Source organism: Pseudomonas sp. SDI (assembly GCF_003105155.1).
GTDB lineage: Bacteria > Pseudomonadota > Gammaproteobacteria > Pseudomonadales > Pseudomonadaceae > Aquipseudomonas.
This window is the reverse complement of record NZ_QETK01000047.1, coordinates 1-20,055: the sequence shown is the minus strand read 5'-3', so window position 1 is coordinate 20,055 and position 20,055 is coordinate 1. Positions and strand designations below refer to the sequence as shown.

Below are 20,055 nucleotides of genomic sequence, written 5' to 3'. Positions count from 1 at the left end.
TTTCCGTTTCGACTGCGCCGGAAGTGGGGCGAATTATAGAGAGATTAAATCGGCCGTCAACCCTTAATTTGAAAAACCTTCAAATTAGTTTCGACGCCCTGATTAGCGCTATATAGAAGAAGGCGCTTAGAGCACCCCGGCACCGCGTAGACGCGACACCTCCTCGGCTCCCAACCCCAGCACTTCCGTCAGTACCGCATCGGTATGCTCACCCAGCAGCGGCGGTGCATGCCGGTACTCCACCGGTGTCTCCGACAACCGGATCGGGCTGGCCACCTGCGGCACACTGCCGGCCAGCGGATGAGGAATCTCAATTGCCAGCCCGCGGGCCTTCACCTGTGGATCCTGGAACATCTGCGCCAGATCGTTGATCGGCCCACATGGCACACCCGCTGTCTCCAGCTGTGCCACCCACTCGGCAGTGGTCTTGAACACTGTCGCCTGACGAATCAGCGGAATCAGCTCGGCCCGGTTGGCTACTCGCTGCTTATTAGTAGCAAAGCGTGGATCGTCGGCCCAGTGTGGCTGACCGGCCACCTCGGCGAACTTGCGGAACTGCCCGTCATTGCCCACGGTAAGGATGAAGTCGCCATCCGCCGTCGGGAAATCCTGGTACGGCACGATGTTCGGGTGCGCATTGCCCAGCCGCCGCGGCGGTGTACCCGTGGTCAGGTAGTTCATCGCCTGGTTGGCCAGACACGCCACCTGCACGTCCAACAGCGCCATATCGATGTGCTGGCCACCACCGTCGTGATCACGGTGGGCGAGGGCGGCCAGGATCGCTACCGTCGAGTACAGCCCGGTAAGGATGTCGGTCAATGCCACACCGACCTTCACCGGCCCAGCCCCCGCTTCACCTTCCGGGCGCCCGGTCAGGCTCATCAGCCCGCCCAGCCCCTGGATCATGAAGTCGTAGCCGGCACGCTTGGCGTACGGCCCGGTCTGACCGAAGCCGGTAATCGAGCAATAGATAAGCCGCGGATTGATCGCCCTGAGGCTTTCGTAATCCAGCCCGTAGGCCGCCAGGCCACCCACCTTGAAGTTCTCGATAAGAATGTCCGACTTCGCCGCCAGCTCGCGCACCAGGCGCTGACCTTCGGGCTGGGTAAAGTCGATGGTCACCGAACGCTTGTTACGGTTGGCGGACAGGTAATAAGCCGCCTCGCTGGTGTTCTCGCCGTAGGCATCCTTAAGGAAGGGCGGGCCCCAGGCGCGTGTGTCGTCGCCGCTGCCCGGGCGCTCGACCTTGATCACCTCGGCCCCCAGGTCCGCAAGAATCTGCCCGGACCAGGGCCCGGCCAATACTCGCGACAGATCCAGCACCCGCAGATGAGATAGCGCGCCCATGGGCTGGCTCCTTATTAATAGAAGGCCTGGATGCCGGTTTGCGCACGCCCGAGGATCAGCGCATGCACGTCGTGGGTACCTTCGTAGGTATTGACCACCTCAAGGTTGACCAGGTGACGGGCCACACCGAACTCGTCGGAGATGCCATTGCCGCCAAGCATGTCGCGCGCCAGGCGGGCAATGTCCAGGGCCTTGCCGCAGGAGTTGCGCTTCATGATCGAGGTAATTTCCACCGCCGCAGTGCCTTCGTCCTTCATCCGCCCCAGACGCAGGCAGCCTTGCAGGGCCAGGGTGATTTCAGTCTGCATGTCGGCCAGCTTCTTCTGGATCAGCTGGTTGGCCGCCAAGGGCCGGCCGAACTGCTGGCGGTCCAGGGTGTATTGCCGGGCGGTGTGCCAGCAGTCCTCGGCAGCGCCCAGTGCCCCCCAGGAGATGCCATAGCGTGCCGAGTTCAGGCAGGTGAACGGGCCTTTCAAGCCGCGCACATCCGGGAAGATGTTTTCTTCGGGCACAAACACGTTGTCCATCACGATCTCGCCGGTGATCGAAGCGCGCAGACCGACCTTACCGTGGATCGCCGGAGCACTCAGGCCCTGCCAGCCTTTCTCCAGCACGAAGCCACGGATGTCGCCGGCATCGTCCTTGGCCCAGACCACGAACACGTCAGCAATCGGGCTGTTGGTGATCCACATCTTAGCGCCGCTCAGGCGATAGCCGCCATCGACCTTCTTCGCCCGGGTAATCATCGAGCCCGGATCGGAGCCGTGGTTCGGCTCGGTGAGGCCGAAGCAGCCGATCCACTCACCACTGGCCAACTTGGGCAGGTACTTCTGTTTCTGTGCTTCGGTGCCGAACTCGTTGATTGGCACCATCACCAGCGACGACTGCACGCTCATCATCGAGCGGTAACCAGAGTCGATCCGCTCCACTTCGCGGGCGATCAGGCCGTAGCACACGTAGTTCAGGCCGCTGCCACCATACTGCTCGGGGATGGTCGCGCCCAGCAGGCCGACTTCACCCATTTCACGGAAGATCGCCGGGTCGGTCTGCTCATGGCGGAAGGCTTCGAGCACGCGCGGGGCCAGCTTGTCCTTGGCAAATTGTTCGGCACTGTCACGCACCATGCGCTCTTCTTCGCTGAGCTGCTGATCGAGCAGGAGTGGGTCGATCCAGTTGAAGCTTGCTTTGCCGGCCATGAGCGATACCTCGGGAAATGGGTTCGAGATGAATTTCTTGTGCAATGATCCTAGGCCCGATCGGGCGTCGCGACAAACGAGGATTACGCAACAACCTGTGTTAATTTCTCACTTCGAAAGAGCAGCAAAGGCCATTTTCAGGCCTTATTTGTGAGGTTGACGTATATGCGACGCAAGATTCCCAGCACCACGGCATTGGTCTGCTTTGAAGCGGCCGCGCGCCACGAGAGCTTTACCAAGGCCGCCCATGAATTGTCGCTGACCCAGGGCGCCGTCTGCCGTCAGATCGGTGGGCTGGAGGAGTTTCTCAATGTCGAACTGTTCCGCCGCTCCCGACGCGGTGTGAAGCTCACTGAGGCAGGCCTCTCCTACAGCCGCCGGGTGGCCGCCCAGCTCGATGCCGTCGAACGCGACACCTTGTCGGTCATGGGCCAGCAAGGCGCCAATGTGATCGAACTGGCAGTGGTGCCGACCTTTGGTACGCAATGGCTGCTGCCACGCTTGAAAGACTTCCAGCAGCGCCACCCGGAAGTCACCGTCAACCTCACCAACCGCACCCGACCGTTCCTGTTCGCCGACACCTCGTTCGATGCCGCGATCTATTTCGGCGATGCCGACTGGCCCGGTACCCATTCGCATCGACTGATGGGTGAAAACCCGGTGCCGGTGTGCAGCCCGGCGCTGCTGAACGGGCAGGGCAGCCTGAGTGCCGAGGCCATCGCGCAATTGCCATTGCTGCAGCAGAGCACCCGGCCTTACGCCTGGCGCCAGTGGTTCGACAGCCTGGCGCTGAGCGTGGCGCGGGACATGACCGGCCCACGCTATGAGCTATTCTCGATGTTGGCGCAAGCGGCCATGCACGAGATGGGCATCGCGCTGATTCCGCCGTTCCTGATCCAGCGCGAACTGGAGCAGGGCAGGCTGGTCATTGCCAACCCGCAAGCGCTGTCGAGCATCAAGGCGTATTACCTGATGATCCCCGAGCGCAAGGTGGAGTCGGCGTCTTTGCGTGCTTTCCGCGACTGGCTGATCGCCGAGGCACAGCGCTACGCCGCGGAACATAAGGACGAGACAGGTTTGCTGACCCCGTAGTCAGTAAATTTTGAGCCCTACAGATATACGGAAATGTCGCATATAAACAGACTGTTCCGGCCCACGCCAAATACCGCCTAACCCTGCTGTTTACGGGGCTTTCACGACATAAATTGGTTTGTCCGCGCCATTCCAGCAAATTTCTCGAAAAAATTTCAATTTTTACCGTAATCTCCCTGAAGCCCGCGTTTGGCGGGCTCCAAGGCTTTTGTTGCGACATTCGGTCACAGGGTGACTTGTAGTTTAGTTGTCGTCACCAAACAGAACTTGTTGAAGCGATTCAGGATCGCCTGCAAAATGCCGCGCCCCGCCTGTATTTGCAGCGGGATCGTGCTGATCGGCCGCCCCAGACGCACCATCCGCAGTGCGCTGGTTTACCAACAAAAGATCACGCAGGAGAAATTGACGTGCACATTGGTGTTCCTCTCGAAACGCAGACGGGCGAAACACGGGTCGCTGCCACCCCCGAAACCATCAAGAAACTGATTGGCCAGGGGCATCAGGTCACTGTGCAACGCGGCGCCGGGCTCAATGCCAGCGTGCCGGACAGTGCCTATGAAGCAGCAGGCGCCACTATTGGCAGCGCTACCGATGCGTTTGGCGCACAGCTTGTCCTCAAAGTTGTGGCACCTGACGACAGCGAACTGGCGCAGATCCATAGCGGTACCGTCCTGGTGGGGATGCTCAACCCCTTCAACAACGACCTCATCGCCAAGATGGCCGAACGCGGCATTACCGCTTTTGCCCTCGAAGCGGCACCGCGTACGTCGCGGGCCCAGAGCCTGGATGTGCTGTCTTCGCAAGCCAACATTGCCGGCTATAAGGCCGTGCTGCTGGCGGCTCACCACTACCCGCGCTTCATGCCGATGCTGATGACCGCTGCCGGCACCGTTAAGGCCGCCCGCGTGCTGATCCTCGGTGCCGGTGTAGCCGGCCTGCAGGCCATCGCCACGGCCAAGCGCCTGGGTGCAGTGATCGAAGCCTCGGACGTCCGTCCGGCGGTGAAGGAGCAGATCGAGTCGCTGGGCGCCAAGTTCCTCGACGTACCATACGAAACCGACGAAGAGCGCGAATGCGCCGAAGGCGTCGGCGGTTACGCGCGGCCGATGCCGGCCAGCTGGATGCAGCGCCAGGCGCAGGCCGTACATGAGCGCGCCAAGCAGGCCGATATCGTCATCACCACTGCACTGATCCCCGGCCGCAAGGCACCGACCCTGCTCAGCGCCGAAACCGTCGCGCAAATGAAGCCCGGCTCGGTAGTGATCGACCTCGCCGCAGCCCAGGGCGGCAACTGCCCGCTGACCGTGGCCGATCAGGTGGTGGTCGAGAACGGCGTGACCATCGTTGGCCCGACCAACCTGCCGGCGCAGGTCGGCGCGGATGCGTCAGCGCTGTACGCACGCAACCTGCTCGACTTCATGAAGCTGCTGTTCGACAAGGACGGCCAGTACACGCTCAACCTCGAAGACGACATCGTCGCCGCGTGCCTGATGTGCCGCGACGGCCAGGTCATCCGCAAGAACGGATAAGGAGCCAGACAATGGAAGACATGCTGATCTCTCACGGCGTCTACAACCTGATCATCTTCGTGCTGGCCATTTATGTCGGTTACCACGTGGTCTGGAACGTCACCCCTGCATTGCACACCCCGCTGATGGCCGTTACCAACGCCATCTCCGCCATCGTCATCGTCGGTGCCATGCTGGCGGCGGCGCTGACCGTGACCCCGCTGGGCAAGGTCATGGGCACCCTGGCTGTCGCCCTGGCGGCGGTCAACGTGTTCGGCGGTTTCCTGGTCACCCGGCGCATGCTGGAGATGTTCAAGAAGAAAGCAGCCAAGGCTGAGGGGCAGAAGTAAACATGAGCATGAACCTGGTAACACTTCTCTACCTGGTGGCGTCGGTGTGCTTTATCCAGGCCCTCAAAGGTCTGTCGCACCCCACCACCTCGCGCCGCGGCAACCTGTTCGGCATGCTCGGCATGGCCCTGGCCGTGATCACCACCGTCGGCCTGATCTACAAGCTCGGCGCCGAGCTGGCCACCGCTGGCATCGGCTACGTGATTGTCGGCCTGCTGATCGGCGGTACCGCCGGCTCGATCATGGCCAAGCGCGTGGAAATGACCAAGATGCCGGAACTGGTCGCCTTCATGCACAGCATGATCGGTCTGGCAGCGGTGTTCATCGCCATTGCCGCGGTGGTCGAACCGCAATCGCTGGGCATTGTCGCCAGCATCAGCGACCCGATCCCGACCGGTAACCGCCTGGAACTGTTCCTCGGTGCCGCAATCGGTGCAATCACCTTCTCCGGCTCGGTGATCGCCTTCGGCAAGCTCTCGGGCAAGTACAAGTTCCGCCTGTTCCAGGGCGCACCGGTACAGTTCAGTGGTCAGCACAAGCTGAACCTGGTGCTTGGCCTGGCCACGCTGGGCCTGGGCCTGGTGTTCATGTTCACCGGCAGCTACAGCGCGTTTGCTTTGATGCTGGTTCTGGCGTTCGTGATGGGCGTGCTGATCATCATCCCGATCGGCGGCGCCGACATGCCGGTGGTGGTGTCGATGCTCAACAGCTACTCGGGCTGGGCGGCGGCCGGTATCGGCTTCTCGCTGAACAACTCGATGCTGATCATCGCCGGCTCCCTGGTGGGCTCCAGCGGTGCGATCCTCTCGTACATCATGTGCAAGGCGATGAACCGTTCGTTCTTCAACGTGATCCTCGGCGGCTTCGGTGGTGCGGCGGATGCCGGCGGTCCGGCCGGATCGAAGGAAGCTCGCCCGGTGAAATCCGGTTCAGCCGACGACGCGACCTTCCTGCTGAGCAACGCCGACACCGTGATCATCGTTCCCGGCTACGGCCTGGCGGTGGCCCGTGCGCAGCACGCGCTGAAGGAACTGACCGAGAAGCTGACCCACAACGGCGTCAACGTGAAGTACGCGATCCACCCGGTGGCAGGGCGCATGCCCGGACACATGAACGTGCTGCTGGCCGAAGCCGAAGTACCGTACGACCAGGTGTTCGAGATGGAAGACATCAACTCCGAGTTCGGCCAGGCCGACGTGGTGCTGGTGCTCGGCGCCAACGACGTGGTCAACCCGGCGGCGAAGAACGATCCAAAATCGCCGATTGCCGGCATGCCGATTCTCGAAGCCTTCAAGGCCAAGACCATCATCGTCAACAAACGCTCGATGGCCAGCGGCTATGCCGGCCTGGACAACGAGCTGTTCTATCTGGACAAGACCATGATGGTCTTCGGCGATGCGAAGAAGGTCATCGAAGACATGGTCAAGGCTGTCGAGTAAGCCTTTGATCGGCTGTGACAAATAGCCCCAGCGCGGTATCGGCTGGGGCTTTTTCATCCCCGCCCAGCCGACAGAAGGCTCTATTTCAAGGCTTCGCATTCGACCTTGGTCGTGGGACGAAGCCAGGCGAAATCACTAGACTGCGCATCTAGCTTAAGTAGCCTGAGATAACAATCCATGTACCGTGATCGTATTCGCCTGTCCTCCCTGCACAGCAAGGTAATGAGTGCGGCCGATGCCGCTGGCCTGATCCAGGACGGCATGACCGTCGGCATGAGCGGTTTCACCCGCGCCGGCGAAGCCAAGGCAGTGCCCCACGCGCTGGCCGAACGTGCCAAGCAATCGCCGCTGAAAATCAGCCTGATGACTGGCGCCAGCCTGGGCAACGACCTCGACAAACAGCTGACCGAAGCCGGTGTACTGGCCCGGCGCATGCCCTTCCAGGTCGACAGCACCCTGCGCAAGGCCATCAACGATGGCAAGGTGATGTTCATCGACCAGCACCTCTCGGAAACCGTCGAGCAGCTGCGCAACCAGCAGCTCAAGCTGCCGGACATTGCCGTTATCGAAGCGGTCGCGATCACCGAACAAGGCCACATCGTGCCGACCACCTCGGTGGGCAACTCGGCGAGCTTCGCCATTTTCGCCAAGCAGGTGATCGTCGAGATCAACCTGGCGCACAACGCCAACCTCGAAGGCCTGCACGACATCTATATCCCGACCTACCGGCCGACCCGTACGCCGATCCCGCTGGTGAAAGTCGATGACCGCATCGGCAGCACCGCGATCCCGATCGACCCGGCCAAGATCGTCGGCATCGTCATCACCGAGCAGCCGGATTCGCCGTCCACCGTGCTGCCACCGGACGACGAAACCCAGGGCATCGCCAACCACCTGATCAACTTCCTCAAGCAGGAAGTCGACGCCGGGCGCATGACCAACAAGCTCGGCCCGCTGCAAGCCGGCATCGGCAGCATTGCCAACGCCGTGATGTGCGGCCTGATCGACTCGCCGTTCGAAGACCTGACCATGTACTCCGAAGTGCTGCAGGACTCGACCTTCGACCTGATCGACGCCGGCAAGCTGAGCTTTGCCTCGGGCAGTTCGATTACCCTGTCGACCCGACGCAACGCCGACGTGTTCGGCAACCTCGAACGCTACAAGGACAAGCTGGTACTGCGTCCGCAGGAAATCTCCAACCACCCGGAAGTCGTCCGCCGCCTGGGCATCATCGGCATCAACACGGCGCTGGAGTTCGACCTGTACGGCAACGTCAACTCCACTCACGTCTGCGGCACGCGGATGATGAACGGCATTGGCGGCTCGGGTGACTTCGCCCGCAACGCGCACCTGGCGATCTTCGTCACCAAGTCGATTGCCAAAGGCGGCGCGATTTCCAGCGTGGTGCCAATGGTCAGCCACGTCGACCACACCGAGCACGATGTCGACATCCTCGTCACCGAACAGGGCCTGGCCGACCTGCGTGGCCTGGCGCCGCGCGAGCGGGCGCGCGTGATCATCGACAACTGTGTCCACCCGGACTACCGCGAAGCGCTGAACGACTACTTCACCCGCGCCTGCGAGAAGGGCGGACACACCCCGCACATCCTGCGCGAAGCGCTGCAGTGGCACGAAAACCTGGAAGAAACCGGGCGCATGCTCGCCAGCTGATCGACTGGGTCAAACAGCCGGTGCTGCGCAATGCGCACCGGCTGTACAGCTCCACGCGCTAACGCCGCACAAACTGTTCTACTGTACCGGTCATTTGGCGGTGCTTTACGGCGAAAACCCCCTCCAGAGACAATGAAACGCACCACCTTGGTGCGAACCAGTACAGTTGCGCCAATTACGGGTGCAACAGTCCCCTTAAACAGTTAACTGACCCCTTACACTTCAGGTGAACTGTATCTACTGTTATGACCGGCGGAGGAGGATCATGGGCACCAGTTAAATCACTACCTAATCCCGCCACAAGCGGAAGGATGACACATCATGGAACGTACCCTCAGTTCCGGTCTGGTTTTCGAAAACACCGCTGAACAACCTAAAGCCGCTCTGCCTCTGCGCCTGCTGGCTAACCTGATGCTGTGGCAACGCCGCATCTCCAGCCGCCATCAACTGGCCCGCCTGGATTCGCGTCTGCTGGCCGATGCCGGTATCAGCGAAGCACAACGCTACGAAGAGCTGAGCAAGCCGTTCTGGCGTTAATGCAAGGCCTGCCGGCATCGCCGGCACCTGAATTCCCCAAAACCCGTCGCAGGTCACTGCTGACGGGTTTTGTCGTTCTGGAAGGCGCGTAATAGAGCGGTTGCCTAGCGACCAGTACAGTTTTTTAATTATTAATAACGACCTATACAGTAATGCCGTCCTGTGGCAGCCGCCACATGCGTAAAGCCTTGTTCTCCATCACAGGCGCCGCTCAAACCTGCGTGATACGCTTACCGGCAAGAACCAACCCTGTCCTTCTCAGGAGATCGACCATGTCCCGTTCCCGCCTGCTTGGCGCTGCGCTGCTGCTGACCCTGGCCTCCACCGCCCAGGCCACCAGCTTCGTCGTCACCACCGACACCGTCGTGCGCGGCGTTGCCGCGTCCACCGATGCCACTTCCGATGTGTCCTCCTCGTTCAAGGACGACAAGATCGTTCAGGCCGCCCGTGACGACGCCGCCAGCTTCGTTGCCAGCCAAGGCGATATCCGTGGCGTGAAACTGGAAAGCGCCTTCGCCCACATCCGTCAGCAGACCCCTGCGCTGCAAGCCACGGACGGGCAACTGGCCCAGGCAATCCTGGCCCTGTAAATACTCCGCAAAAACCCTGCGCTGGCCCCGGCCAGCGCATTGAGATAGCCTTTGCCGCCTGATTTCACAGCCTTTAAGACGTCATGCGTTATCTGCTCTCGCTACTGCTCATGCTGGTCGTACCCACCATCGCCCATGCCATGGACCTGACCACCAACACCCTGGTGGTCAGCGGCTACGCCACCAGCAAGGTCACCTCCGCGCCCTTCGAGCGCAAACTGATGCTCGCCGCCCAGGACGACGCGGCCATGTTTGTCGCCAGCGGCGGCACACTGCGCGGTGCCCGGCTGGAAGCCGCCCTGATGCACCTTCGCCAGGCCAACCCGCAATTTCATGCCGACGACCTTGAACTGGCGCAGGCAATTCTCATCCAATGAACCCCCTGTTTTCCCGGAGATGCTCCATGCGTAAGCCGCTGATTGCCGCCACCCTCGGCCTGTTGTTGCTGGCCGACCTGGCCCAGGCTCAAACCCTGGTGGCCACCAGCAACATCATCGTTCGTGCGTTTGGCCGCTCGATCGATTTCACCTCGGACACCACCACCTCGATCCGTGACTCGAAAGTGGTCCGCGAAGCCCGCGACGACGCCGCCAGCTACGTTGCCAGCCGTGGCGACATCCGTGGTGCCCAGCTCGAAGCCGCCTTCGATACCTTGCGCCAGCGCCTCCCGGAAGCCCGGGACGCCAGCGACCAGGTACTGGCCGAAGCCATCCTCGCCCTGTGAAATCCCTTCGTGCCTGGCTTCTGAGTGGCGCTCTCGCGCTGCTCAGCGGCCCCGCGCTGGCCGACCTCGAACTGCAACTGCAGACCGACGGCCTCGACCCGCAACAGCAGCGGGCCAGCCAGGCACTGCTGGACGAAGCGCTGCAAGCGCTGCCGCCGACCTTCAAGCACAATCTCGATCGCCGCGTTCAGGTCAGCTGGAGCGAGCGAATGCCCGAGGACGCCTACGGTCAGGCCTCGCTGGTTTCCACCCTGGAACTCAACCGCCGCCTGCTGCCTGGCCTCACCGACGGCAGCGCCGCCAGCGCCCAGACCCAACGCCCGCATGGCAGCGTGCGCCAGGAACTGCTGGCCACCGTGCTGCATGAACTCACCCACCTCTATGACCGCGCGCGCCTCTGGCCGGCTGCCGAGCGCACGCTGATCGGCCGCTGCCGCCGCGCCGAGGGCAGCCAGGGCAAGGTCGGCCTGCCGGATCAGTGCCGCGGCCAGAGCACCCGGCGCTTTACCTTGAGCGACGACCCGCGCCTGCTCGACCTGGCCGGCTGGCCGCAATACGTCGGCCGGCGCGGCGAGCGCGAACAGCACAACCATCAGGTCGCACGCACCCCGGACAGCTACGAGCTGAGCAGCCCCAAGGAGTTCATCGCGGTCAACATGGAGTACTTCCTCCTCGACCCGAGCTACGCCTGCCGGCGCCCGGCGCTGCACAGCTACCTGAAGGCGCATTTCGACTGGGCGCCGGCGCACCCGGCCTGTGCCCCCGGCTTGCCGTTCCTCAATGCCGGCAACGACTTCGCCAAGCAGCCGCTCGGGCAGATCGACCCCGAGCGGGTCTACGCGGTCGACTACCTGCTGGCCGAAGCCAACCAGAACTGGGTCAGCCGCTGGGGCCACAGCATGCTGCGCCTGGTCATCTGCGCACCAGGCCGGCCACGCGGCCCGGATTGCCGGCTGGACCTCGACCAGCACCTGGTGCTCTCGTACCGGGCGTTCGTCAACGATGTGCAGCTGTCGAGCTGGGACGGCCTGACCGGCGCCTACCCGTCGCGCCTGTTCGTACTGCCGCTGGCCCAGGTCATCGACGAATACACCAAGACGGAGCTGCGCAGCCTGGCCTCGATTCCGCTCACGCTGAGCCGTGACGAGCTTGAAGCGCTGGTGCGCCAAGCCGCCGAGATGCACTGGAGCTACGACGGCAACTACTACTTCGTGTCCAACAACTGCGCGGTGGAAACCCTCAAGCTGCTGCGCAGCGGCACCGCCAACCCGCGCCTGACCGGGCTGGACAACATCACCCCGAATGGCCTGCTCGAAGTGCTGCACGGCCGCGGCCTGGCCGACACCCGGGTACTCGACGACCCGCGCGAGGCGTTGCGCCTGGGCTACCGCTTCGACTCCTACCGCGACCGCTATCAGGCGATGTTCCAGGTATTGAAGCAGCAACTGCCGATCCCGCAGGACAGCGTCGAAAGCTGGCTGGAACAGCCCGCCGCCAGCCGCCAGCGCTGGTTCGCCCAGGCCGACCTGCGCACCAGCGCCGCCTTGCTGTTACTGGAGCAGGCCAGCCTGCGCCGGCAGTTGCTGCTGGCCCAGGACGAGGTCAAACAGCGCTACCTGAGCAAGCGTGCACTGGATGACGCCAGCGTGGCCAAGGCCAACCGCACGTTGCAGCAAGTGCTGGCCAACAGCGGTTTCCTCAGCAAGCCGGCCGAACTGCTTGGCCATTCCGGCTACGGCTTGCCGCAGGCCGACGAGCGCCGCCAGCTGGAACAACGCAGCAACGAGCGCCAGCAGCAACTGCAGCGCCTCACCGGCGACCTCGACAAGGAAGTCCGCGCCCTGCTCGAACCTGCTCGCGCGGCCGAAATCGCTGCCGTCGAAGGTAACCTCAAGCAGGTCGGTGAACACCTGCGCAGCCTGCACAAGGCCGCCGGCGGGCTGCAATTGCCCTGAGCCGGGAGTTGACTTTGAATCTGCCTGTGCCACTATTTCGCCGCTAGAAAAATGGTATTTTGACGCCATTTTGCCCACGCCGCCTCGCGGTCAGGGCAATTCGTGAAATCTCTTTTCATCGACGTGTCGGCCTGACCACTGCCAGGCAGGGCCGCGCACGGACGACCGTTGGCATGGTGGGGTTATATGGACGTAGTCGGTGACGATCACGCGTACGAGTGGTCACTGGAAGGTCAGCGCTGGCTTCAGGATGCCCACGGCAAGTTCACCCTGACCCAGGTCGATGGGCAGGCGCTGAACAGCAATGAACTGGACCTGGATTTCCTCGTCGGCGCACGCCAGACGGCGGATGGCGCTGGCTGCCTGCCCGCGGCGTTCAGCCATTGCCCGTACAGCGGCAAGGCCCTGGCCCCGGTTGCGTATGACCCGCAGCGCCGCTGGCTGCCACCGTATGGCAATGGCAGTGGCCGCCGCGTGGTGGAAAACGACTGCAAGCTCGACAGCGCCGAACAGACCATCGTCGCCCTGTTCGACACGATTGCCGCCAGCCCGCAGGCGAACCTCAACGATCACGCGCAATCGATCAGCCTGCCGCGCAAGAACGGCCTGAACTTCCTGGTCGCCAACCTCGGTGGGCACCGTGAAGCGCTGTTCGCGCTCGATCGCGAAGGTGGCCTGTTCCTTTGGCAACGCGGGGCAGGGCAGTGGACCACCTTGCTGCCGCAGACCACCCCCATCGGCCGCTCCAGCCTGCCCAACTGGGCCTGGGGCGTCAGCCTGCGCGAACAGGACGGCGAGCAGCGCCTGCTGCTGGCTGGCGACGAAGGCGCCAGCGAGATCAGCGTCAACCCGCTGAGTGGCCGCTACCGGCTGGAGCGCGCGCCAGGCAAGGCCTTGGGTGCACCTGGCGATCTCGACGGGCAAACCTTCATCCCGCAGCAACAGGCCGATGGCAGCGTCTGTCTGATCGAACGCAGTGCCAGCGGCTGGCAGCAGCACGCCATTGCCGAAGGCGACGCGCTGCGCATGAGCGACCTGTCTGCGCCGCTGCGCCTGCCGTCCTCGCGGCGGCTGCTGTGGATCGGCAAATTCGGCTACCTGAGCGTCAAGCTCGGCGAACGCGTCGAAGCCCACTGGCTGAGCTGGCCAAACGGCGCCGTAGCGCGTCCTGAATATGGCCCGCCGTTCGTCGACGGCTACGGCACCTGGCAACTGCTGCTGGAAAACGGCAAGCAGGTGGCCCTGCGCCTGGACTCGGACGAGCGCAAGGAAATCACCGGCTCACGGCTGGGCACCGGCCACCTGAACTACCAGTTCAACGTCCGCCTGGACGCGCCGTGGGCCGAGTTCGACCAATACACCACCGAGATGACCGGGGCCGTGGTCTACCCGTTCGTCGAGTTCAAAGACGCCGCGCATCACCTGCTGTCGTTCAGCGCCGACTGGCAGTCGAGCCTGCAGAAGTTCTTCGACAACGCTGAGCGCCTCGACGTCCAATACCGCCTCGAACGGATCGGTCGCACACCGCTGAACATGCTGCTGAAAGTCAGCCAGCCGTGGAACGCCCAATGGTTCTGCTACGACAACGCCCTGTGGCTGTATATCGATTCTTCCGGAGCGCTCTACCGATGGAACGTCTGACCCGCCGCCTGCGCCAAGGCCTGCTGTTCGCCCTGAGCCTGGCCTGCTTCGGCGCCCAGGCCGAGACCTTGCGCCAGGTATTCCTGGTGCAGAACTCCGGCTGGATGGAACCGTTCTACCTCGACCCGGCGTCCGGCTTCAAACCGCTGGTCAGCCAGCTGGCGGCCACCGCTGCCGGCAATGGCGAAGTGGTGATCGGCGCCTTCAACCAGGCCGATAGCAGCCACCCGTCACCCGAGTGGACCTACCGCGGTCCAGGCACCCACGCCAAGCTCGCCGACAGCGTCAACGCCCTCAAACTGGCCCGCAAAACCAGCGGCGCGTATGCCGACACCGACTTCAAGGAAGCCTTGCTGGCGGCCATCCAGACCGGCCTGGAAGGCCGCGAAGGAATCATCTGGATCGTCACCAACAACAAGAACAGCCCGAACAACAGCAGCGAAACTCAGCTGAAGAACCGCGAGTTCTACGACCTGTTGCACAAGGAAGCGGTGATCAGTCGGATCGCTGCGTTCCCACAGAAGATGCCGGTCAAGAGCAGTAACTTCCAGGCCAACGGCCTGATGATCTACGCCCTGGCCTACGGCGATAAAGCCGGTGTGGCACTGGAGCAGGTACTGGCCCAGCCGGCCCTGGCCAGCTTGCTCAAGGACGACCGCGTGCGGCTCAAGCCGCTGACCCAGGCTGCCGTGCGCTTCATTCCGACCGGGGTCAAAGACACCCCCGACGTCAGCGCCGAGCTCGCGCCCGACCAGCAGACCGTGGTGCTCAACATCGACGTCGACGGCTCGGCGAAGACCGCCGTGCTGCTCGGACGCTTCGAGAACCAGTTCAACCCCTACCAGATCCACTCGGCCAAGGTTGCCCTGAAGCTGGACATGCCTGGCGAGGCCTTGCAGTCGGCGATCTCCATCGACCGCATCGAGAACCTCGAACCAGGCGCCCGCTCCGACGAACTGGCGATCAGCCTGCAACTGCCACCGCTGCCGTCGCAGTGGTCGAGCGAGGTGATCTTCTCCAGCGGTTACCAGCGTGCCGGCGCTATCGAAGTGCAACTGAGCGAGCAGCAACTGCAGATTTCCCAGCAGTTCATCGCACGGATGAACGAACTGTTCCCCAACGACGCCTTGCCCGACGTGTTCATCCCGTCCAACGAAGCCGGATCCTCGGCCACCCGCCTGCCGATCGTGCTGCAGATCAGCTACCCGCTCGGCCCGGTGCTGTTGCTGCTGGCCCTGTTCATCCTGGCGCTGATCGGCCTGTTGCTGGCCAAGAGCCTGATTGCCGGCAAGAAGCCGGTCACGGTAATGGTCGAGGGGGTTGCCCAGCAGATCCCGCTCAAGCCGTTCAGCAGCGCGGCGGTCTACGACGACCGCCAGAACAAGGTCGCGACGGTCAAGCGCAGCCTGTTCGGTACCTCACTTGAAAAGCTCTCGGCGGATGTCGCCGTGCGCCTCAAATAACCCCCTTTATTGCCCCCGGAATCGGAAGCCCACGTCATGGCCCAAACCAGCTCCCTGCCAGCCCCAGTAGAAAGCGTCGCTGCTCCAGAAGTCGCCGCCCCTGTTACCACTTCGACCCTGAGCGCGCCGACCCCGGTGCTGGACCTGGGGCCAAAGAAAGTCGACAGCCGCGACGCGCTGATCGGCGTTGCCGTGCTGGTGGTACTGGCACTGATCTTCTTCGTGATCAAGAACGCCTACGCCAACTGGCGCGTCCGTGAGCGCGTTGCGCCAAGCCGGGCCAACGCCTCGGGCTGGTTCCTGTTCCTCGGCCTGCTGATGGTCTCGGCAATGGCCGTGCTGGCGGTACTCAACGCCGGTCAGTTCCTCACCCCGCTGTACCTGGCGCCGCTGGTCGGGGTTGCCGGCCTGTCGCTGATCGCCTGGCTGATGACCTTCTCGGCCAAGCGCTGAGACCCGCTGCCGCACCGCGGCTGGACCCGCCCAGCCGCCTTGAACCGATGTATGGATTAGCCCGCCGAGTTGCCTCGGCCCGCCCCGCCAGGGCTCATGGAGTTTCCCGATGAACGAGCAAGCACAACCTTCCGGCCCGGCCACGCAGAACCCGGTCAGCGAGAAGATTCACCCAACGCTGTTCATCGCCCTGGGCGGCACCGGCATGAAGGTCAACATTCGCCTGCGCCGGCGTATTCTCAACACCATCTGGGGTGGCAACAGCCAGGTGCAGCAGATTGCCGACTTCCCGCTGGTGCAGTTCGTCAACTTCGACCTGGACGCCGGTGAGGTGACCCAGGACGGCAAGTCGGTGAAAACCGACGTGCTGGCCGAGCAGGTGGCGTTCACCTCCGAAGAAAAGATCATCGAGCCGCTCAACCTGAGCAAGTACACCCACTCGATGGACGAGCTCAACCGCCACCGCGAAGTGGCCGAGTGGTTCCCGCTGACCCCGGACAAGATCCGTGCACTGGGCATCGACCCGTCCAAAGGCGCCGGGCAGATCCGCGCGCTGTCACGCCTGTACTTCTACGACAAGTACCCGGTGATCCGCGACAAGCTGCGCGACAAGGTCGGGCGCTTGCTGAGCAACATCGGCGGGCAGGCCGACAAGCTGAAGAAACTTGGCCTGGAAATCGACCCAGGCAAGATCCGTATCGTCATCAGCGGCTCGGCGGCCGGCGGTACCGGCTCCGGCTCGTTCCTCGACATGGGCTACCTGGCCAAGGCGATCCTCAAGGAATACAACATTGCCGGTAAGGTCGACCTGTTCTTCGTGCTGCCCGGCGGCTTCCACAGCTACAACACCGAGCGCGTGCAGGCCAACGGCTACGCGGCGCTGATGGAGCTGGAAACCTCGATGCGCGGCCACCGCCTGGTCAAACACTGGGACGCCAGCGACAACCTGTTCATCGACAGCCGGCCGTACGACGATGTCTACATCATCGACAACAGCAACGTCGCCCAGGCCAAGACCAGCGACCAGGAAGACATCTACGAGATGCTCTCCGACGTGCTGTTCACCGACTTTACCTCGCAGGACTTCGCCAACAAGAAGCGCTCGACTGCGGTCAACCAGAACCAGCACAAGATCCGCTCCTACACCGTGCGCCTGCCGCAGGACTACGGCGACGACACCGAGCTGCGCTTCCCTTGCCTGTACTCCTCGCTCGGCCAGGCGGTGCTCGACACCCAGGTCGACGCCCGGCAGAACGTGCGCCTGAACCGCCAGGTGCAGCACATGCTCAAGGCCTTCTTCGGTGTCGCCAACGCAGCGCTGAACGACAACCGCCCGACCGACCGCGAGCGCGATGACTTCCTCAAGGAGCAGCTCAACGTTACCCCGCGCACCTTCACCGAGATGCCGGAGTTCCTCTCCAAGGTCGAGCTGACCCTGGCCACTGGCGAGTTCACCCACTACCAACTGGCCGACGACCTGTTGCTGGTGGAAGGCGACAACAGCGTCACCGCGCAGATCGAGCAGAAGGTCGAAGCGCTGTTCGAACGCCTGCAGAACGGCGGCGCCGACAAGGACCAGTGGCTGACCCACGTACGCGAGATCCAGCAGCAGCTGGAGCGCGACACCAAGGGCAGCAGCGTCGACAGCGCCGAGCGCAACCATGAAGTGCGCATCCGCGAGAACCGGGTACGCCGTCTGGCCGAGCTGGTGCGTGAAGACGCCCTGCCGGAGAAACTCTTCCGGCGCCTGGACGACGACGAGCGTGGTGGCCTGGATTACACCCTGGCGCTGGTCGAGATGCTCAAGGACCGCCTGGAAAACGAAGGCAGCGGGATCATCCCGGCGCTGGAGAAGAACGCCGCACGCTTCAAGGAGCTGGCCGAAAAGCTGGAATCCTCGGAGCTGGCCCGCGAGTTCGAGCGGCTCAAGGAAACCACCGGTGGCGGCTTGATGGCACGCCTGAGCGGCAAGGAAAAACAGGCCGAGACCGTGCTCACCCAGGTCAAGGACACCCTGCGCGACAGCCTGCTGTTCTACGTGCGCTTCGTTGCCGCGCGGGAAGCTGCACAGCTGCTGCGCGACGTCTCCGACTGGCTCGGTCGCAAGGAATCGGTGGACCAGAGCGGCCGCGCCGTGTGGAACGGTTTCGTTGGCCGGCTGCAGGACGGCCGCAATGCAGTCGACCAGTTGCTGCGCCGGATCGAGTCGGATATCAGCAAGATCGACGCCAGCATCAAGGAAAAGCACGCCACGCTGATCCCGTTGACCCTGGTGCAGAACGGCGATGACCAGGCCGTCGACACCCAGCAGGTTCGCCTGTGGGCCAAGGAAGCCTTCAAGGACTTCGGTGGTTCGAAAACCCTGTTCGGCAAACTGCAGGACGACGACGGCCAGGAAGAACTGCTGTCCAAGCTGCGCAACAAGGCCGTGCAGCAACTGCCGAAACATCCGCAGGGCGTCGACCCGCTGCTCAGTGCCCTGGCCGCGCTGACCCCGGACGAGCAGCGCGACAAGTTCCGCCAGTTGCTGCAACGGGCCATGCCGTGGGCGCCGCTGAACCTGACCGGTGGCTTCGGCATCAGCAAAGACCCCTACACCTGCCTGGTCGGCGTGCACGATGCCGCCGAGTTCAAGCGTAGCTATGGCGCCATGCTAGCCCAGTGCATGCCGCAAGGCACCGGGCTGACGGCGGGGCAGATCCAGTTCGTCGAGTCGGGCACCCCCGGCAAGCTGATCTGCTTCACCGAGTTCAGCGGCTTCCCGCTGCCGGCGCTGACGCCGCTGCCGACCTACCTGGCCAGCTACCGCAAGGAAAGCACCACCATTCCGTTGCACACCCACAAGCGCATCAGCCAGTTCGTGCAGCCGATCCAGTTCACCCAGGAGCAGTACCGCCAGTTCGCCGAGGACTTCAAGCTGTACCTGCACGCCGTCGCTACCGGCGTGCTGCGCCGTACCCAGAGCGAGCGCTACGAGTTCATGATCGACCAGGACTACTTCGCCGTCGGCGACGAGTTTGCGATTCGTCAGAACGGCCTGAGTCCGCTGCAACGCAAGGACATCGAAACCCAGTTGCGCCAGCATTACGAGCAAGTCCGCAGCCCACAGCAACTGGCGGCCATGGTCGCGTTGTTCGAAGACATGCGCCGCGGCGCCTACAAGCCGCAGATGCGCCAGGACGAGGTCGGCCGCTCGGCGCTGTACCAGACCTTCCCGTACAAGATCGCCGAGCTGCTGAAGAACGAGTACGACACCCGCCTCAAGCGGCAGCACCCCGATCAGGCCGAACGGCTGGTCGAGCAGGCGCGTGGCTTACTCGACCAGTTCGCCGCGACCATCGCCGGCTCGCGCGCCGACGTCTACCGCGACGAAGTGCACGAAGACCACAGCGAGAAACGCACCCTGCGCAAGGAGTTCTTCACTGCCGGTTGGCTCGACGCGCTGTTCCAGCCCGCCGCCAGCGCCGCGCCGCAGGCGGCAGCAGCGGCCTTCGCGCCACCACAGGCGCCAGGCGTCGGGGCAGCGGTACCGCCACCGGCCGCCGTGCCGGCGCACCGTTACCACCTGAACGTGGCCGGGACCAACTATGGCCCGTACAGCGTCAGCGAGCTGCAGCAGTTCGTCCTCGGTAACCAGGTAACCCGCGACAGCCTGCTGTGGCGCGAAGGCATGCCGGCCTGGCTGAATGCCGGGCAGATCGCCGAACTGGCCCACCTGTTCGCCCCGGCCGTACCGCCAGCACCCGCTGCCGGCACGCCACCACCGGTTGCGCCCATGGCGCCGCCGCCTGTGAACTGAGGGAGGCACGCGCGCGATGTCTGCATCTGCCAAAAAACCGGCCTTCCCGCTGAACTGCGCCAATGCCGGCTGCGCCAAGGCGCTCGCCGGCCCAGTGAAGTTCTGCCCGTACTGTGGCGCCAGCAGCCAGGTGGTGGCCACACCGCCTCCGGCGCCGGCCGTGGCCGCCGTGGTCGCCCCTGCGCCAGCGCCTGCTGCGGTGGTGCCGGTAGCGGCACCAATCGTTGAAGCCCCGCCGCCAGCCCCGGTCAAACCGGCCACGCCGGTTGCTGCAGCGCCGGCCGCCGCAC

The 20,055-nt window shown here is 63.6% G+C and carries 17 protein-coding genes; 15 read left to right on the top strand and 2 right to left on the bottom strand.

From position 1 onward, the window contains the following. Positions 1–126 precede the first annotated feature (126 nt). Both DCO48_RS21880 and DCO48_RS21875 read right to left on the bottom strand, forming a co-directional pair. The gene (locus tag DCO48_RS21880; RefSeq protein ID WP_116552695.1) at positions 127–1,347 is read right to left on the bottom strand and encodes a CaiB/BaiF CoA-transferase family protein; all 1,221 of its coding nucleotides are present in this window, start codon (positions 1,345–1,347) and stop codon (positions 127–129) included. Between the two features lie 14 nt (positions 1,348–1,361). Continuing rightward, complete coding sequence (locus tag DCO48_RS21875; RefSeq protein ID WP_116552694.1) at positions 1,362–2,543, bottom strand: acyl-CoA dehydrogenase; 1,182 nt, start codon at positions 2,541–2,543, stop codon at positions 1,362–1,364. Positions 2,544–2,708: 165 nt separating this feature from the next. On the opposite strand from DCO48_RS21875, the gene DCO48_RS21870 reads away from it, so the two are divergent. The 15 genes from DCO48_RS21870 to DCO48_RS22835 all read left to right on the top strand — a co-directional run. After that, positions 2,709–3,635: a LysR family transcriptional regulator gene (locus tag DCO48_RS21870; RefSeq protein WP_116552693.1), complete on the top strand. Its 927-nt coding sequence runs from the start codon at positions 2,709–2,711 to the stop codon at positions 3,633–3,635. Positions 3,636–4,042: 407 nt separating this feature from the next. Next, positions 4,043–5,164, top strand: a complete 1,122-nt coding sequence (locus DCO48_RS21865; protein WP_116552692.1) for a Re/Si-specific NAD(P)(+) transhydrogenase subunit alpha — start codon at positions 4,043–4,045, stop codon at positions 5,162–5,164. An 11-nt stretch (positions 5,165–5,175) separates the two neighbouring features. Next, positions 5,176–5,493, top strand: coding sequence for an NAD(P) transhydrogenase subunit alpha (locus DCO48_RS21860; protein ID WP_009403440.1), 318 nt, complete (start codon positions 5,176–5,178; stop codon positions 5,491–5,493). Between the two features lie 2 nt (positions 5,494–5,495). Continuing rightward, positions 5,496–6,932, top strand: coding sequence for an NAD(P)(+) transhydrogenase (Re/Si-specific) subunit beta (locus DCO48_RS21855; RefSeq protein ID WP_116552691.1), 1,437 nt, complete (start codon positions 5,496–5,498; stop codon positions 6,930–6,932). Positions 6,933–7,109: 177 nt separating this feature from the next. After that, a complete protein-coding gene (locus DCO48_RS21850) occupies positions 7,110–8,603 on the top strand; it encodes an acetyl-CoA hydrolase/transferase family protein (RefSeq protein WP_116552690.1) in 1,494 nt (497 codons plus the stop codon). A 321-nt stretch (positions 8,604–8,924) separates the two neighbouring features. Beyond that, positions 8,925–9,140 carry a DUF1127 domain-containing protein gene (locus DCO48_RS21845; protein ID WP_116552689.1) on the top strand — a complete coding sequence of 72 codons (216 nt, stop codon included), beginning with the start codon at positions 8,925–8,927 and terminating at the stop codon, positions 9,138–9,140. 272 nt (positions 9,141–9,412) lie between these two features. Next, positions 9,413–9,730: a DUF2388 domain-containing protein gene (locus DCO48_RS21840; RefSeq protein WP_116552688.1), complete on the top strand. Its 318-nt coding sequence runs from the start codon at positions 9,413–9,415 to the stop codon at positions 9,728–9,730. An 83-nt stretch (positions 9,731–9,813) separates the two neighbouring features. Continuing rightward, positions 9,814–10,107, top strand: a complete 294-nt coding sequence (locus tag DCO48_RS21835) for a DUF2388 domain-containing protein (RefSeq protein ID WP_116552687.1) — start codon at positions 9,814–9,816, stop codon at positions 10,105–10,107. Between the two features lie 26 nt (positions 10,108–10,133). Next, on the top strand, positions 10,134–10,454 hold the full coding sequence (locus tag DCO48_RS21830; RefSeq protein WP_116552686.1) for a DUF2388 domain-containing protein: 321 nt from the start codon (positions 10,134–10,136) through the stop codon (positions 10,452–10,454). Next, positions 10,451–12,409, top strand: coding sequence for a DUF4105 domain-containing protein (locus tag DCO48_RS21825; RefSeq protein WP_116552685.1), 1,959 nt, complete (start codon positions 10,451–10,453; stop codon positions 12,407–12,409). Before DCO48_RS21830 ends, DCO48_RS21825 begins: the two co-directional genes overlap by 4 nt. 186 nt (positions 12,410–12,595) lie before the next feature. After that, on the top strand, positions 12,596–14,050 hold the full coding sequence (locus DCO48_RS21820; protein WP_116552684.1) for a hypothetical protein: 1,455 nt from the start codon (positions 12,596–12,598) through the stop codon (positions 14,048–14,050). Continuing rightward, the gene (locus tag DCO48_RS21815; protein ID WP_116552683.1) at positions 14,038–15,513 is read left to right on the top strand and encodes a hypothetical protein; all 1,476 of its coding nucleotides are present in this window, start codon (positions 14,038–14,040) and stop codon (positions 15,511–15,513) included. The genes DCO48_RS21820 and DCO48_RS21815 overlap by 13 nt, the downstream gene beginning before the upstream one ends. 36 nt (positions 15,514–15,549) lie before the next feature. After that, positions 15,550–15,966 carry a hypothetical protein gene (locus DCO48_RS21810; RefSeq protein WP_116552682.1) on the top strand — a complete coding sequence of 139 codons (417 nt, stop codon included), beginning with the start codon at positions 15,550–15,552 and terminating at the stop codon, positions 15,964–15,966. A gap of 109 nt (positions 15,967–16,075) precedes the next feature. Then, a complete protein-coding gene (locus DCO48_RS21805) occupies positions 16,076–19,765 on the top strand; it encodes a tubulin-like doman-containing protein (RefSeq protein ID WP_116552681.1) in 3,690 nt (1,229 codons plus the stop codon). 16 nt (positions 19,766–19,781) lie between these two features. Then, positions 19,782–20,055: hypothetical protein (locus tag DCO48_RS22835; protein ID WP_218276133.1), on the top strand; the 274-nt coding region annotated here is incomplete at its 3' end.

Excerpts from the sequence above, each read along its gene's own strand:
- DCO48_RS21880 (WP_116552695.1), bottom strand. The coding sequence starts at position 1,347 with ATGGGCGCGCTATCTCATCTGCGGGTGCTGGATCTGTCGCGAGTATTG.
- DCO48_RS21875 (WP_116552694.1), bottom strand. The coding sequence starts at position 2,543 with ATGGCCGGCAAAGCAAGCTTCAACTGGATCGACCCACTCCTGCTCGAT.
- DCO48_RS21870 (WP_116552693.1), top strand. The coding sequence starts at position 2,709 with ATGCGACGCAAGATTCCCAGCACCACGGCATTGGTCTGCTTTGAAGCG.
- DCO48_RS21860 (WP_009403440.1), top strand. The coding sequence starts at position 5,176 with ATGGAAGACATGCTGATCTCTCACGGCGTCTACAACCTGATCATCTTC.
- DCO48_RS21855 (WP_116552691.1), top strand. The coding sequence starts at position 5,496 with ATGAGCATGAACCTGGTAACACTTCTCTACCTGGTGGCGTCGGTGTGC.
- DCO48_RS21850 (WP_116552690.1), top strand. The coding sequence starts at position 7,110 with ATGTACCGTGATCGTATTCGCCTGTCCTCCCTGCACAGCAAGGTAATG.
- DCO48_RS21845 (WP_116552689.1), top strand. The coding sequence starts at position 8,925 with ATGGAACGTACCCTCAGTTCCGGTCTGGTTTTCGAAAACACCGCTGAA.
- DCO48_RS21840 (WP_116552688.1), top strand. The coding sequence starts at position 9,413 with ATGTCCCGTTCCCGCCTGCTTGGCGCTGCGCTGCTGCTGACCCTGGCC.
- DCO48_RS21835 (WP_116552687.1), top strand. The coding sequence starts at position 9,814 with ATGCGTTATCTGCTCTCGCTACTGCTCATGCTGGTCGTACCCACCATC.
- DCO48_RS21830 (WP_116552686.1), top strand. The coding sequence starts at position 10,134 with ATGCGTAAGCCGCTGATTGCCGCCACCCTCGGCCTGTTGTTGCTGGCC.
- DCO48_RS21820 (WP_116552684.1), top strand. The coding sequence starts at position 12,596 with ATGGACGTAGTCGGTGACGATCACGCGTACGAGTGGTCACTGGAAGGT.
- DCO48_RS21815 (WP_116552683.1), top strand. The coding sequence starts at position 14,038 with ATGGAACGTCTGACCCGCCGCCTGCGCCAAGGCCTGCTGTTCGCCCTG.
- DCO48_RS21810 (WP_116552682.1), top strand. The coding sequence starts at position 15,550 with ATGGCCCAAACCAGCTCCCTGCCAGCCCCAGTAGAAAGCGTCGCTGCT.
- DCO48_RS21805 (WP_116552681.1), top strand. The coding sequence starts at position 16,076 with ATGAACGAGCAAGCACAACCTTCCGGCCCGGCCACGCAGAACCCGGTC.